We start from the raw sequence: 13,932 nt of genomic DNA on the forward strand, positions 1-13,932 counted from the left end.
CGCGGCATGGCTGGATCAGGCTCTCGCCCATTGTCCAATATTCCTCACTGCTGCCTCCCGTAGGAGTCTGGTCCGTGTCTCAGTACCAGTGTGGGGGATCCCCCTCTCAGGGCCCCTACCTATCGTTGCCATGGTGTGCCGTTACCACACCATCTAGCTAATAGGACGCATACCCATCTTTTACCGACGAATCTTTAAAGTGTCTTCCATGCGAAAATCACTTGCTATGGGGTATTATTCTTCGTTTCCAAAGGCTATCCCCCTGTAAAAGGTAGGTTGTATACGCGTTACGCACCCGTGCGCCACTCGTCAGCGAAAAAGCAAGCTTCTCCCTGTTACCGTTCGACTTGCATGTGTTAGGCCTGCCGCTAGCGTTCATCCTGAGCCAGGATCAAACTCTTCATCGTTAAATTTTAAGCCTTGCGGCTATCTCTTAACTTCTGATAGGAATTCTTAAAATCTGTACTCTAAATGATCTATTCTCTTGTTCTGTTTAGGCCGTTTCCAACCAAAACTTTACGCTGTCAATTCAATATGTCTATGAACTTTTTAATCGCTTTCCTAAGCACTTTATCGCTTAAGCGGGTGCAAATATAAAACCCTTTTTCCTTTCCCGCAACATCTATCCGAAAAATATTTTTATTTTTTTTCAATGCCGCACTTTTTATGGAAATGAACTGCCGCCCACAACACAAACGCGTCGCTAACGGGGCGCAAATATAGAACACCTTTTCTTTATAGCAAGGACTTTTTTAATTTTATTTTTATTTGTTTTTTATAACCCTTTTAATGATCTTGTTTATAGTCGATTACAATAGTAAATTTTTACAAACTAATAGCAACCTAACTATACTTCACTTATTTTAGTTGTTTATCATAAGGCTATTAATTTGGTGTATTAGGGATAGTAGCGGCATCCTTTTGTATAAAACAAAAGATATAGCGGATAGCCCGCCGCTTTTGCTCCTTAAAAGTAAAAGCGGAATACCATAAATATTTATTAGAAACTTCACTTTGTCCTTTATATATATAGGTATATCTTTGTGGGCTAAAATTTACACTAAAATATAATGATAAAAATTACTCTGCCTGACGGTTCTGTTAGATCTTTTGATAAAGATGTAACTCCTTATGAAGTGGCTGTAGATATTAGCGAAGGATTCGCAAGAAATGTTATCTCAGCAAAATTCAATGACGAAGTTGTTGAAACCTCCACTCCATTGACCACAGATGGCAGTCTTACATTATATACATGGAGAGATGATGAAGGTAAAAAAGCTTTTTGGCATTCATCTGCCCATGTCTTAGCTCAGGCATTGGAAGAACTATACCCTAATGTAAAGCTTTGGGTTGGTCCTGCTATTGAAAATGGGTTTTACTATGATGTAGACCTCGGAGAGGATGTCATTTCTGAGAAGGACTTTAAGGCCATTGAAAATAAAATGATAGAGATTGCTCGCGGGAAACACAATTTTGAAATGCGAGAAGTTTCTAAAGCTGATGCCTTATCTTATTATAAAGGTAAGAATGAATATAAAGTTGACCTAATTGAAAACCTTGATGATGGTACTATTAGCTTTTGCGACCATTCAACTTTTACCGACTTATGCCGTGGTGGCCACATTCCTAATACAGGTATTATCAAAGCTGTAAAAATACTGAGTGTTGCTGGGGCTTATTATAAAGGTGATGAAAACGAAAAACAACTTACTAGAGTTTATGGAATATCGTTTCCGAAACAAAAAGAGTTGACAGAATATTTAGAGTTACTGGAAGAAGCCAAAAAACGTGATCACAGAAAACTTGGAAAAGAGTTAGAACTTTTCACCTTTTCACAAAAGGTTGGACAGGGTTTACCATTATGGTTACCGAAAGGTGCTGCTTTAAGAGAACGCTTAGAAAACTTTCTTAAAGCCGCTCAAAAGAAAGCAGGTTATGAAATGGTGGTCAGCCCACATATTGGTCAAAAGGAGCTGTATGTTACTTCTGGGCATTATGCTAAATATGGAGAGGATAGTTTTCAACCTATAAAAACACCTAAAGAAGATGAGGAGTTTCTTTTAAAGCCAATGAATTGTCCACATCACTGTGAAATATACAGCAACAGACCTTATTCCTATAAAGAACTTCCTAAGCGTTTTGCCGAATTCGGTACGGTATATAGATATGAACAGAGTGGTGAGTTACATGGCCTAACACGTGTTAGAGGTTTTACGCAAGATGATGCCCATATTTTCTGTACGCCTGATCAATTAGATAGCGAGTTTAAGGAAGTCATTGATTTAGTATTATATGTCTTTGGTTCATTAGGGTTTGAAAATTTTACAGCACAAGTATCGCTTAGAGATCCCGACAATCCTGAAAAGTATATAGGTAGTGATGAAAACTGGAAAAAAGCCGAAGATGCTATTTTGAATGCTGCAATTGACAAAGGTTTAAATTATATTGTAGAGACTGGTGAAGCGGCTTTTTATGGACCGAAATTGGATTTCATGGTTAAGGATGCCCTTGGAAGACAATGGCAATTAGGTACAATTCAAGTAGATTATACTTTACCAGAACGTTTTGACCTTACCTACAAAGGCAGTGACAATGAGATGCACAGACCAATTATGATTCACCGTGCGCCTTTTGGAAGTATGGAAAGATTTATTGCTATTTTACTAGAACACACTGGCGGAAATTTCCCTCTTTGGCTAATGCCAGAACAAGCTATTGTACTCTCTGTAAGTGAGAAATATGAAAAATACGCCGAAAAAGTTTTAAATTTGCTAGAAAATGACGAAATTCGCGCCCTCGCAGACAACAGAAATGAAACTGTAGGTAAGAAAATTCGTGAAGCTGAAATGCAAAAGTTTCCGTTTATGATTATCGTAGGCGAACAAGAAGAAAAGGATAATACAATTACTGTGCGTGAACATGGTGGTGAAGACCTTGGCACAATAAGTGTAGAAGACTTTTCGAGAATTATAAAAGAAAGAGTAAATAAAAGTTTAAAAACTTTTAAATAATTAACGTTTAATTTAAATATATAAGTCATAGCAATACGTAGAAACAGAAGAAGTTATAACAGACGTGAATCCCAAGAGGATAAACACCGTATAAATTCTAAAATTAGATCCGAAGAAGTAAGAGTTGTTGGAGACAACGTAGAGGTAGGAGTATATCCTATTAAGAAAGCGCTTTCCATGGCTGACGAGCAAGGTTTGGATCTGGTTGAGATTTCGCCAAATGCGAAGCCACCTGTTTGTAAGGTCATGGATTATAAAAAGTTTCTTTACGAACAAAAGAAACGAGAAAAAGCGTTAAAATCTAAAGCAACAAAAGTTGTTGTTAAAGAAATTCGTTTTGGTCCTAATACAGATGACCACGATTACGAATTTAAAAAGAAACATGCTATTAAGTTTTTAAAAGATGGTGCCAAATTAAAGGCATTCGTTTTCTTTAAAGGACGATCTATAGTATTTAAAGAGCAAGGACAAATCTTATTATTAAGATTGGCACAAGATCTTGAAGAGTATGGTAAAGTAGAACAAATGCCAAAGCTTGAAGGTAAGCGAATGATTATGTTCATTGCTCCTAAAAAGAATAAGTAAAACCACCTACGCCTAGGCTTCGGTGGATGAAAATAAGCGAAACGTAAATTAAAACTAGGACAAAATGCCTAAAATGAAAACAAAATCGAGTGCTAAGAAACGTTTCAAACTAACTGGCACTGGTAAGATTAAAAGAAAGCACGCTTTTAAGAGTCATATATTGACAAAAAAATCTAAAAAGCGTAAGCTAAGATTGACTCATGATACTTTGGTACACAAAGCAGATGAGGACAATATTAAAACAATGTTACGTTTAAAGTAACCCTGTTTTAATCGGTTAAAACAATTTATAAACCCTGGAGTTAGGCAAAATTATTTAGCAAGTACCAATTTTGGTCGCCTACTACAAAAAACAATTAAAGAAATGCCAAGATCAGTAAATTCAGTGGCGAAGAGAGCTAGAAGAAAAAAGGTTCTTAAGCAAGCAAAAGGATACTGGGGAAGACGTAAAAATGTCTGGACAGTAGCAAAAAATGCGGTTGACAAAGCGATGCAATACTCGTATAGAGACCGTAGAAACAAAAAAAGAACATTCCGTTCGTTATGGATAATGCGTATTAACGCTGGTGCAAGACAACATGGAATGAGCTATTCAAAATTTATGGGAGGATTAAAAGCTAACAATATCGATTTAAACCGTAAGGTTTTAGCCGATTTAGCAATGAATCACCCAGAAGCTTTTGAAGCTATAGTTAAAAAAATTAAATAAGGCTTTTAGCCAAATTAATAACAACATTTCGCTTATTAAAAAATCCGATTCTCACGAATCGGATTTTTTGTTTTTAATCTTACTTACCATAAGCTGTAATCACTAAATGTCTTCCAGAAGCAATATTTCTGTGCTCACATAGATAAACTCCTTGCCATATACCTAAGTTAAGCTTCCCATCTGTTATCGGAATTTGAACTGATGAGCCCATTAAAGATGCTTTTATGTGAGCAGGCATATCATCAGAGCCCTCAAGGGTGTGCTTGTAGTAGGGTTGATTTTCAGGCACCATTTTATTTATGTGACTTTCGAAATCTTGCCTAACTGTTGAATCAGCATTTTCATTTATAGTTAAACTTGCCGAAGTGTGCTTTATAAAGACTTGTAATTGACCAATAGAAATCTCCTTAATTTCAGGAATAGCGTTTAAGATTTCAGAGGTTATCAAATGAAATCCTCTGGGATGAGCTCTTAATCTAATCTCTTTTTGAAAATATTTCATCTAAAATCTATTTAGATTCATCTGAAATTTCATCAATGGCAAGCTTAAATTCTTCCCAATCAATAAGTTCATCACCATCCGTATCATAGCCTTCTATAAGTTTTGAAGATACAATACCACGAATAAAACCACTAATTTCAGCTTGCTTCAATAATCGTTTAATTTCGTCTTTTGATAGTTTTCCATCTCCATCCTTGTCAAAAAAAGCAAATGCTTGTTCTGGAGTGTCAAAATGATTAGTGATTAAAATTTGAATTTTATTTAGTATATCTTCTTTTCTTCCCATTTTAACTTGGATTAATTACCAGTTTAAAATACAAAAAAACTTATATGATATCATGTTTTCTGCTTCTTCTTTTTAGCAGCTGGAAACAAAACATTGTTGAGTATTAATCGATAACCCGGCGAAGTTGGGTGTAGATCTAGTTCTGTTTTTGGATCTCCTACTCTATGGGTGTAATCTTCTGGGTCGTGACCTCCGTAAAACGTAAAGAAACCTTTTCCTTTAATACCATGAATATATTTGGCTTCACCATTGGTTCTATTTTCACCCATAACCAAAACATTAGATTTTATTTGATCTCTTGTAAATGATGTTGTCTGTCCCATAAAACCCTTTACCAAAGATGTATGGTTTTGCGTCAACATGGTTGGAATAGGGTCCCATTTTGCAGAATATTCCATTAGAGAAAAATAGTCTGTTTTGAATGGGATTTGACGCTTCTGTGTCATATCTATGGATGAAAACTCATACACATTTGGACTTCTTTCTAAAATATAATCCTTAAAGGCAAATGTTTTTGAATAGTCTATTTTATTCTGATAACCAGGATCGCTGCCATCTCCATCAAACATAGGTTCACAGATATCAACTCCTTCTGCAGATAGTGCAATATCAAAACTATCTGTTGCAGAACACATGGCAAACATAAATCCACCACCGACAACATAATCCCTTATCTTCAATGCTACATCTAATTTGGCATCAGATACTTTATCATATCCTAATTTTGTTGCCAAGGATTCGGCGGCTTTCTTTTCTTCTATATACCAAGCAGCGGAGCGATATGTTCTGTAGAACTTTCCGTATTGGCCAGTAAAATCTTCGTGGTGCAAGTGTAACCAATCATAGAGCAATAATTCATCCTTTAAGACCTCCTCATCATAAATCGTTTCATAAGGAATTTCAGCATAAGTCAAAACCATAGTCACAGCATCATCCCAAGGTTGTTTCCCATAAGGAGTATATACTGCAATCTTCGGAGCTTTTTCTAGAACTACAGCTTCTTGGTTTACGGCAGGACTGCTTATTTCGTCTAAAATTTCGGCAGCTTTAGAATCTGAAATAACTTCAAATGATACTCCTCTTATTTGGCATTCGCGTTGAATGATATCTGCATCTGGCAACAAAAATGAACCGCCTCTGTAATTGAGTAACCATTTCACCTTAAGCTCTCGCTCAAGCGTCCAATACGTAACACCATAAGCCTTTAAATGATTCTCTTGTGATTCTGCATCCATAGGAATAAGAATATAAGAGGCATACGAATTAAAGCTCAAGAAAAGTGCTAGTAGTAAAAAGGTTATTTTTTTCAAGTTCATAGATTTAGAACGAAATATAGTCAAATTTTAGTCTATCGCTATGTGATTTATAATTCTTTTAAGACCTATAAAGCATATCTTAGTAACTTATTATAGTGTGGCTGACTCTGGTTTAGAAGTTCATTAAGATGCTCTGGGAATGGTTTCTCTTTTGTTTTATACTTTTGAAATCCACTTGATTTGTGCACATTATGATACCAGAATTTAGCCCATAATCCATCTTCTTCTCGTTGTTGTGGCTGCCAAGACAACATGTTTTCATCGAAAGGTATTTTAGCAAAATCACATAACTTTTGAAGTGTTTTTCTAGGGTTTTCTAATACTTTTCTAGAATCTAACACCGTGAAAGGAATATCATGTTTTTTGAAATAGTCCAGTAATTCTATATGCAGTTCATAACCTACATCATGAAGTGATGGATTTTTAATAACCTTATCAAAAGAGGGCAACATGTCTTTTGGATCTCTAGTTAAAATAACATTAACGGTTTGTTTCATAAAATCCCTATCCAAATCCAATAAATGATGCGTCATATGCTTAAAGAACAGCACTGGCTTTTCAGTATTGGTCAACATCATATTCACAACTTTATCTCCATCATTCTCCATGGTTTCTAGAATATCTTCTGCGCCTGGATGATAACTATGTGCTTCAGGATGATGTCTTAAATAAAAAGCATAAAGTGGTTCATCAAATACCTTAGTATCTGATCGTTGCGCGAAAGAATACATTAAAGCTGTTGAAATATTGCGCGGCCCAGACCACAAACATATACGTTTTGTTTTAGCCATTCTTTACTGTATTTTCAATTAACGACTCGTAGAGTCCGCTAAGTCTTCTTGTCATTTCCCCATAACTCCCCTCACCTATTGGCCTACCATCAATTTTTGTCACTGGAGTTAAACCTCCAAAAGTTCCGGTTACAAACGCCTCATCAGCTCCGTACACATCAAATAATGAAAAGTCTTTTTCTTTACAAGGAATATTATTTGAGCTACAGACCTCAATAACTTTGGCTCTGGTAATACCATTCATACAATATTTACCGGTTGACGTCCAAACCTCACCATCTTTCACAATAAAAAAATTTGTGGCATTACAAGTAGAAACGAAACCGTTAACATCTAACATCAATGCTTCGTCTGCACCAGCTTCTATGGCCTGAATCAACGCTTGCACTTCATGCAGTTTACTATGGCAATTTAATCTTGGGTCTAAATAATCTGGCGAACCTCTTCTGATTGTACTTGTAAATAAGCTAATTCCTTTTTCTTTTGAATCTTTGGATGCTTTTTTAAACTCAGGAATTATGACCACATTAGGTCCTGAAATTGTTAACCTTGGATCTTGTGATGGTGTTTTTTTTATGCCTCTTGTAATCATTATTCTAACATGAATACCATCCGTCATGTTATTGGCATTTAAGGTTTTCCAAACTCTATTTGTCAGCTCTTCTTTTGTAAACGGTAACGACATCCCAACAGTATTTGCTGATTGCCACAAACGTTTAAAATGATCTTCCAAGAAAACCAAAACACCATTATGTAACCGCAAGGCTTCCCAAACACCATCACCTACTAAATAACCACTATCAAACACAGATATCTTAGCTTCATTACGCTTAAAAAGTTCATCATTAATAGATATAAGAATAGAATCGTTTCTAGAATCATCTTGAGCATTGTGAGTGCCGTGTACCATACCAGTAATTTTTAAAGTAGAAAGATACTTAAAATTACATTTTTACAGCAAAAAAACTATGATCCTATTCTAATGTAGTTTGCTTACCAGAAAGCAAACTAGCAATAATTTTAGTACTTGGAAATTGGTCTAGAATAATTTTGATAAATACAGTTATTGGTATCGCCATTATTAGTCCAGGAATTCCCCACAGAAAACCCCAAAACATAAGCATAACTAAAACAGCAATAACATTAATTGAAAAAGATTTACCCATAAATATAGGTTCTAAAATGGCTCCAAAAGTTACTTGTACTAAAGTTATTGCCAGTACAAAAAAGAACAACGTACTTGTTGGGTCTAACTCTACAAAGGCAAAGATTGAAAGGAAAATCACAGATATAAACGAACCAACCATCTGCACAAAGTTTATGGCAAATGCAAATAGACCCCAAAAAATAGGGAAACTCACATCAAAAAACACACACATTAAACCCGTAAATAAGCCAGTTAGGGCACTTACTAATACTTTTACCTTAATAAATTTTATAAGATCTTTTTCAATCTTCATAAATGTTTTTACAGAAGTATATTTTTGCCTCAGCAATGTGTTGTTTAGAAGTTTATGAACATTTATTGATTCAGCCAACCATAGTACCACAAAAAACACGGTCATTAAAAGCATCGTTAAAAATGAATTTAAAAACCCAATTGTAGAGCCTAAATTTTCTTTTTGAAAAAATTGAGCCAGAGGGTTTTTATTGTCTTCAAATTCAATCCCAAAATTTTCAAAAGCATAAACTTTTAAATCACTTAATTTCTCCTCTGCCTTAGGAATGAACTCAGATTTTGTTGCTAATATTTCCTTACTAGATAATCTCACCAATTCAACTCCCAATTTTAAACCACCTGCAACCAAAAGCAAAACAATAATTATACTAATAAATTTAGGTACGTTACGTCTGCCTAACCACCGCATTAATGGTAAAAACAATAACGCAATAAACATTGAGAATATTAATGGAATAAATATAAATGAGAGTATTTTAAGTAGATAAAATACTAGTGGAATTACTATAATCAACAACAGAATATTTGTTGTGCGTCTCTGTTCTAACATGAGGCAATTTTCTTAAAATAGCGAAATGTAAAGATACGTCAAAAAAGAATTGTGAAACTTATAAAATGCTGTTAAAAAGGTACTCCGTCATCTTCAGGCCCATCAAAAGCATCAGATGGGTTTGGTAAATTATCTGGTCTAAAAGTATCATCATTGGCTGCGGCATTCATTTTTGAATGGAATTCACCAAAAGGCGTATCAAAATCATCGAGATTATCAAACTTACCTAAATGGCCAACAAACTTCAGTCTTATATTGTCCAATCCACCATTTCTGTGCTTTGCCACTATAAATTCTCCTTGTCCTTCGGTTGGTGAGCGTTCTTCATCATCCCACTCATCAATTTTATAATATTCTGGTCTATAAATGAAGGACACAATATCCGCATCTTGTTCAATCGCACCAGATTCACGTAAATCTGATAACAATGGTCGTTTACTACCACCACGTGTTTCTACAGCACGAGATAACTGTGACAACGCAATAACCGGGACGCTTAATTCCTTAGCCAAAGCCTTAAGGTTACGTGAGATAGTTGAAATCTCTTGCTCACGATTTCCCCCTTTTTGACTTCCACCAGCAGTCATTAATTGCAAGTAGTCAACCATAATGACTTTAATATCGTATTGTGATTTTAGCCTTCTCGCTTTAGCACGTAAGTCGAAAATAGACAATGATGGTGTGTCATCAATAAACAGTGGTGCCTTTTCTAGGGTCTTAACTTTTACGTTAAGCTGTTCCCATTCATGCTTTTCTAATTTTCCTGTTCTTAGTTTTTCAGAAGATAAGCCTGTTTCACTAGATATTAGCCTAGTAATTAATTGAACAGATGACATCTCTAAAGAGAAAAATGCTACAGCCTGATTAAAATCTACAGCAATATTCCTCGCCATAGTTAATGTTAAAGCGGTTTTACCCATACCAGGACGAGCAGCGATAATAATTAAATCTGAAGGTTGCCAGCCAGATGTTAACTTATCTACTTTATCAAAACCTGTCGGAATTCCACTAAGACCTTCTTTATTCGAAATATCTTCTATCTTCTTTTTTGCCTGGATAACCAAACTCTGAGCTGTCTCTGTTGATTTTTTAACGTTACCTTGAGTAACTTCGTAAAGCTTGGCTTCAGCATTGTCCAACAAATCAAAAACATCTTTGGTTTCGTCGTAAGCCTCTTCAATAATTTCGTTCGAAATCTTAATTAAGCTTCTTTGAATATACTTTTGAAGGATAATACGAGCATGAAACTCAATATGAGCTGAAGATGACACACGTTGTGTTAAAGAAATGAGGTAAAAATCACCTCCAATTAAATCTAGTTTTTCATCTTTCTTTAATTGGCTCGAAACGGTTAATAAGTCGACTGGTTCACTATTTTCAAATAATTTGAAAATTGCTTCAAAGATGTGTTTATGGGCATCTTTGTAGAAAGACTCCGGACTTAAAATGTCAATTACTTCGTCAACCCCTTTTTTGTCAATCATCATTGCCCCAAGTACAACTTCTTCTAAATCAATGGCTTGAGGTGGTATTTTACCCTTCTCTAAACTAATAATAGTACTTTTATCGACTTTATAGCCAGGTATTGGTTTTGGTTGTTTCATAAGGAACAAAAGTAGTTAAATAGTATCGACGAACTGCATACTAATCAATTTTCAATCTCAACAGGTCTTCAACAATCTAACTGTTAATAACTTAAATATATTGTTAATAGCGATAAAAAAAAACCGAAGCTAAACCTCAGTTTTTTTTAGTTGCCTATGTTTAGTGGATTTAGTCTTTATAGACTCCCATTTCATCATATTTTTCCATGCGTTGTTTCACCAGTTCTTTTGGTGATAAGTTTTTGAGCTCTTCATAAGATTTAACTATCGCATCTTTAACAGCTGAAAATGTTTTTTCTCTATTAGTATGAGCTCCACCAAGTGGTTCTTTAATAATTTGGTCCACAAGCTTCATGCGCTTCATATCCTTAGCAGTTAGTTTTAATGCCTCAGCAGCTTGTTCTTTATATTCCCAACTTCTCCATAAAATAGAAGAACAAGACTCTGGTGAGATAACCGAGTACCATGTATTCTCTAACATCATCACTTTATCTCCTACTCCAATACCCAATGCACCACCTGAAGCTCCCTCTCCAATGATGACAGTAATGATTGGCACTTTAAGACGTGACATTTCTAGAATATTTCTTGCTATTGCTTCTCCTTGCCCTCGCTCTTCAGCTTCCAGTCCTGGATAAGCACCAGGAGTATCTATTAAAGTCACCACAGGAATTCCAAATTTTTCGGCAGATTTCATTAAGCGCAAGGCTTTACGATAACCCTCTGGATTCGACATTCCGAAATTACGGTACTGTCTTGTTTTTGTGTTATAACCTTTTTGTTGTCCAATGAACATGTACGATTGATCTCCAATTTTTCCAAGACCACCAATCATGGCTTTGTCGTCCTTAACATTTCTATCTCCATGAAGTTCTAAAAATGTCTCTCCGCAAAGCGCTTTAATATGGTCTAAAGTATAAGGTCTGTCTGGATGACGAGACAACTGAACACGTTGCCAAGCTGTGAGATTCTTATAAATTTCTTTTTTGGTCTCAGCTAGTTTTTTCTCAATCTGCTTACAGGTTTCGGTGACATCTACATCACTTTCCTCACCAATGATTTGACATTTAGATAGCTGTTCTTCTAGTTCTTTTATGGGTAATTCAAACTCTAAGTATTCCATACAATTTGAAATTGTTTTTTGTTTTAGTTAGTATGCAAATATAATAAGTTAATTGATAATTGTATTGGTTTTGGTTTTTCGCTTTTTGTAGTTTTTCAATACCGCATCCATAAGTACAGTTGCAATCACCAGAGTAGCACCTATATAAAATTGTGGAGACATTTTCTCCGTTTCGGGAAATAATATCAATGCCATAGCTATACCATAAACTGGTTCTAAATTATAGCTTAAGATTACAGTGTACGGACTAATATATCTCATTACTTCAACCGCTCCTATAAAAGCATATGCAGTACAGACTGATGCTAAAATGAAAATATAGATCCAATCCATTTGCGAAAGCGTAAAAAATTCAACATTGAATTCCATACCTGACAAAAGGATAAATACCGTTAAAAAAAGTACACCACTTATAAACTCGTAAAACGAAATCACCGTAGCATTATAACGTTCAATAAACCGTCCATTAATGACCGCAAACAAGGTTGAAAACAATGCTGAAAGCAGACCTAAAACAATACCATTGATGTAGCCCATTTCACTACTAGTTATTAAGAATACACCCAAAATCACTATTAGACCAAATAAGATTTCGTAACCTAAAATTCGTCTTTTGAAAAATATAGGCTCTATAAACGAAGCAAAAAATGCGCCCGAAGAAAACATAGCCAATGCAATGGATACATTAGCTTGATTAATGGCTTCAAAAAAAGTGATCCAATGTAACGCTATAATGATACCAGCAGCAGAAAATTGCAAAAAGGTACGTTTGGTGATTTTAATGTTTAATCTGATCATTTTAATGTATAAGAACATCAAAATTCCTGCAATAGCCATTCTATACCAGACCAAAGCTAAAGCGCCAATAGTGATCAATTCACCTAAAATAGCTGTAAAACCAGCAATGAAAACCAGCAAGTGTAAATGAAGGTAATGCTTTAGTTTAGCGTTTGGCATTTTGCAGAAGGTATACTGCTAAAATACCAAATAATACATTAGGAAACCATACCGCGATGATTGCAGGGAAATTAGACTGTTCTGCCATAACACCAAAAATCTTATCGAAGAAAACGTAGATCATGGCTATGGCAATACCAAATGCCAAATTGACTCCCATACCTCCACGACGTTTAACGGATGAAACCGCCACAGCTATAATGGTAAGAATAAATATGGAAACCGGTAAGCTCCATTTTTTGAGCAGAACAACCTCATAACGACCTATATTGGGTGAACCTCGTCTTTTCTCTGCTTCAATAAATTTTAACAGCTCTCCATAGGATTTGGTTTCAGCTGCATATTCAACAGGTGTTAAGTCTTCAAGTTCAAAAGGCAATTTTATATCTTTTCTTCTTTCCTTTTCTACAGTTTCTATTCCGTTTTCGAACGATCTTTTTAGAAAAGAGTTAAGTCTGTATGTGCTGTCCTCTTCTATATAAACAATTCTATCTGCAAAAATTTTATACTTCAATTCATTGCCCTCAAAATGTTCGTAAGTAAAATTCATGCCCACTTTTCGTTCAGGAACAAAATTACTTACATAGATATAATCGTTATCATTGATTTGCTGATAAACGTCACTTGTTTTTTGTACTCGTTTGTTCTTTTTTAAATATTTAAATTTAAATTCATTAAACCCTTGACTTGCAATCGGTGCCAGATACATACCCAATACCAAAGCAAACCCAGCTACAATAGTCGCACCTATTAAATAGGGTCTTAAAAATCTAGAAAATGACACTCCTGAACTTAAAAAAGCAACAATCTCTGTATTATTGGCCAACTTAGACGTAAACCAAATCACGGATAGAAATAAGAACAGTGGAAATAACAGGTTAGCAAAGTAAACCGTAAAGTCCATATAATAAGCGGTTACTTCGCCAAAAGGAGCTTTGTTTTCTAATATCTTACCCACTTTTTCAGCGAGATCTACCGTAATTCCTATAGGAATAAACAGCAGCAACATTATGAGAAATGTGAACAAGTAACGTTTTAA

14 protein-coding genes and 1 rRNA gene (1 of these 15 cut by a window edge) are annotated in these 13,932 nt (G+C 35.2%); 4 read left to right on the plus strand and 11 right to left on the minus strand.

What is annotated here, in order from left to right:
* Window positions 1-407: ribosomal RNA gene (locus tag SIB89_RS03540) — 16S ribosomal RNA — on the minus strand (it extends 1,119 nt beyond the left edge of the window).
* A 663-nt stretch (window positions 408-1,070) separates the two neighbouring features.
* Here SIB89_RS03540 and thrS point away from each other — a divergent pair.
* The 4 genes from thrS to rplT all read left to right on the plus strand — a co-directional run bounded on the left by thrS (window position 1,071) and on the right by rplT (window position 4,305).
* Complete coding sequence (gene thrS, locus SIB89_RS03545; protein ID WP_412561188.1) at window positions 1,071-3,011, plus strand: threonine--tRNA ligase; 1,941 nt, start codon at window positions 1,071-1,073, stop codon at window positions 3,009-3,011.
* Between the two features lie 33 nt (window positions 3,012-3,044).
* Window positions 3,045-3,596: a translation initiation factor IF-3 gene (gene infC / locus SIB89_RS03550; RefSeq protein WP_162306979.1), complete on the plus strand. Its 552-nt coding sequence runs from the start codon at window positions 3,045-3,047 to the stop codon at window positions 3,594-3,596.
* Window positions 3,597-3,660: 64 nt separating this feature from the next.
* Window positions 3,661-3,858, plus strand: a complete 198-nt coding sequence (gene rpmI / locus SIB89_RS03555; protein ID WP_155089831.1) for a 50S ribosomal protein L35 — start codon at window positions 3,661-3,663, stop codon at window positions 3,856-3,858.
* A gap of 102 nt (window positions 3,859-3,960) precedes the next feature.
* Window positions 3,961-4,305: a 50S ribosomal protein L20 gene (rplT, locus tag SIB89_RS03560; RefSeq protein ID WP_412561189.1), complete on the plus strand. Its 345-nt coding sequence runs from the start codon at window positions 3,961-3,963 to the stop codon at window positions 4,303-4,305.
* A gap of 79 nt (window positions 4,306-4,384) precedes the next feature.
* Here the strand turns inward: rplT and SIB89_RS03565 are convergent, their stop codons facing one another.
* The 10 genes from SIB89_RS03565 to SIB89_RS03610 all read right to left on the minus strand — a co-directional run bounded on the left by SIB89_RS03565 (window position 4,385) and on the right by SIB89_RS03610 (window position 13,902).
* Window positions 4,385-4,807, minus strand: a complete 423-nt coding sequence (locus tag SIB89_RS03565) for a secondary thiamine-phosphate synthase enzyme YjbQ (protein WP_412561190.1) — start codon at window positions 4,805-4,807, stop codon at window positions 4,385-4,387.
* Between the two features lie 7 nt (window positions 4,808-4,814).
* Window positions 4,815-5,093: an EF-hand domain-containing protein gene (locus tag SIB89_RS03570; RefSeq protein ID WP_412561191.1), complete on the minus strand. Its 279-nt coding sequence runs from the start codon at window positions 5,091-5,093 to the stop codon at window positions 4,815-4,817.
* A gap of 50 nt (window positions 5,094-5,143) precedes the next feature.
* Window positions 5,144-6,328: an asparagine synthetase B gene (locus SIB89_RS03575; RefSeq protein ID WP_412561879.1), complete on the minus strand. Its 1,185-nt coding sequence runs from the start codon at window positions 6,326-6,328 to the stop codon at window positions 5,144-5,146.
* Between the two features lie 146 nt (window positions 6,329-6,474).
* Complete coding sequence (locus tag SIB89_RS03580; RefSeq protein ID WP_412561192.1) at window positions 6,475-7,200, minus strand: sulfotransferase family protein; 726 nt, start codon at window positions 7,198-7,200, stop codon at window positions 6,475-6,477.
* Window positions 7,193-8,110, minus strand: coding sequence for an aminotransferase class IV (locus SIB89_RS03585; protein ID WP_412561193.1), 918 nt, complete (start codon window positions 8,108-8,110; stop codon window positions 7,193-7,195). The genes SIB89_RS03580 and SIB89_RS03585 overlap by 8 nt, the downstream gene beginning before the upstream one ends.
* A gap of 64 nt (window positions 8,111-8,174) precedes the next feature.
* The gene (locus tag SIB89_RS03590) at window positions 8,175-9,209 is read right to left on the minus strand and encodes an AI-2E family transporter (protein ID WP_273291193.1); all 1,035 of its coding nucleotides are present in this window, start codon (window positions 9,207-9,209) and stop codon (window positions 8,175-8,177) included.
* A 71-nt stretch (window positions 9,210-9,280) separates the two neighbouring features.
* On the minus strand, window positions 9,281-10,813 hold the full coding sequence (gene dnaB / locus SIB89_RS03595; RefSeq protein ID WP_155089824.1) for a replicative DNA helicase: 1,533 nt from the start codon (window positions 10,811-10,813) through the stop codon (window positions 9,281-9,283).
* Between the two features lie 169 nt (window positions 10,814-10,982).
* Complete coding sequence (locus SIB89_RS03600; RefSeq protein ID WP_155089823.1) at window positions 10,983-11,936, minus strand: acetyl-CoA carboxylase carboxyltransferase subunit alpha; 954 nt, start codon at window positions 11,934-11,936, stop codon at window positions 10,983-10,985.
* 48 nt (window positions 11,937-11,984) lie between these two features.
* A complete protein-coding gene (locus tag SIB89_RS03605; protein ID WP_412561194.1) occupies window positions 11,985-12,893 on the minus strand; it encodes a DMT family transporter in 909 nt (302 codons plus the stop codon).
* Window positions 12,880-13,902 (minus strand): LptF/LptG family permease, encoded by a 1,023-nt coding sequence (locus SIB89_RS03610; RefSeq protein WP_412561880.1) that lies wholly within the window; start codon window positions 13,900-13,902, stop codon window positions 12,880-12,882. Before SIB89_RS03610 ends, SIB89_RS03605 begins: the two co-directional genes overlap by 14 nt.
* Window positions 13,903-13,932: the final 30 nt, after the last annotated feature.

Source organism: Winogradskyella sp. MIT101101 (assembly GCF_047126865.1).
GTDB classification, from domain to species: domain Bacteria; phylum Bacteroidota; class Bacteroidia; order Flavobacteriales; family Flavobacteriaceae; genus Winogradskyella; species Winogradskyella ouciana.

Excerpts from the sequence above, each read along its gene's own strand:
- thrS (WP_412561188.1), top strand. The coding sequence starts at position 1,071 with ATGATAAAAATTACTCTGCCTGACGGTTCTGTTAGATCTTTTGATAAA.
- rpmI (WP_155089831.1), top strand. The coding sequence starts at position 3,661 with ATGCCTAAAATGAAAACAAAATCGAGTGCTAAGAAACGTTTCAAACTA.
- rplT (WP_412561189.1), top strand. The coding sequence starts at position 3,961 with ATGCCAAGATCAGTAAATTCAGTGGCGAAGAGAGCTAGAAGAAAAAAG.
- SIB89_RS03565 (WP_412561190.1), bottom strand. The coding sequence starts at position 4,807 with ATGAAATATTTTCAAAAAGAGATTAGATTAAGAGCTCATCCCAGAGGA.
- SIB89_RS03570 (WP_412561191.1), bottom strand. The coding sequence starts at position 5,093 with ATGGGAAGAAAAGAAGATATACTAAATAAAATTCAAATTTTAATCACT.
- SIB89_RS03575 (WP_412561879.1), bottom strand. The coding sequence starts at position 6,328 with ATGGATGCAGAATCACAAGAGAATCATTTAAAGGCTTATGGTGTTACG.
- SIB89_RS03580 (WP_412561192.1), bottom strand. The coding sequence starts at position 7,200 with ATGGCTAAAACAAAACGTATATGTTTGTGGTCTGGGCCGCGCAATATT.
- SIB89_RS03585 (WP_412561193.1), bottom strand. The coding sequence starts at position 8,110 with ATGGTACACGGCACTCACAATGCTCAAGATGATTCTAGAAACGATTCT.
- SIB89_RS03590 (WP_273291193.1), bottom strand. The coding sequence starts at position 9,209 with ATGTTAGAACAGAGACGCACAACAAATATTCTGTTGTTGATTATAGTA.
- dnaB (WP_155089824.1), bottom strand. The coding sequence starts at position 10,813 with ATGAAACAACCAAAACCAATACCTGGCTATAAAGTCGATAAAAGTACT.
- SIB89_RS03600 (WP_155089823.1), bottom strand. The coding sequence starts at position 11,936 with ATGGAATACTTAGAGTTTGAATTACCCATAAAAGAACTAGAAGAACAG.
- SIB89_RS03605 (WP_412561194.1), bottom strand. The coding sequence starts at position 12,893 with ATGCCAAACGCTAAACTAAAGCATTACCTTCATTTACACTTGCTGGTT.
- SIB89_RS03610 (WP_412561880.1), bottom strand. The coding sequence starts at position 13,902 with ATGTTGCTGCTGTTTATTCCTATAGGAATTACGGTAGATCTCGCTGAA.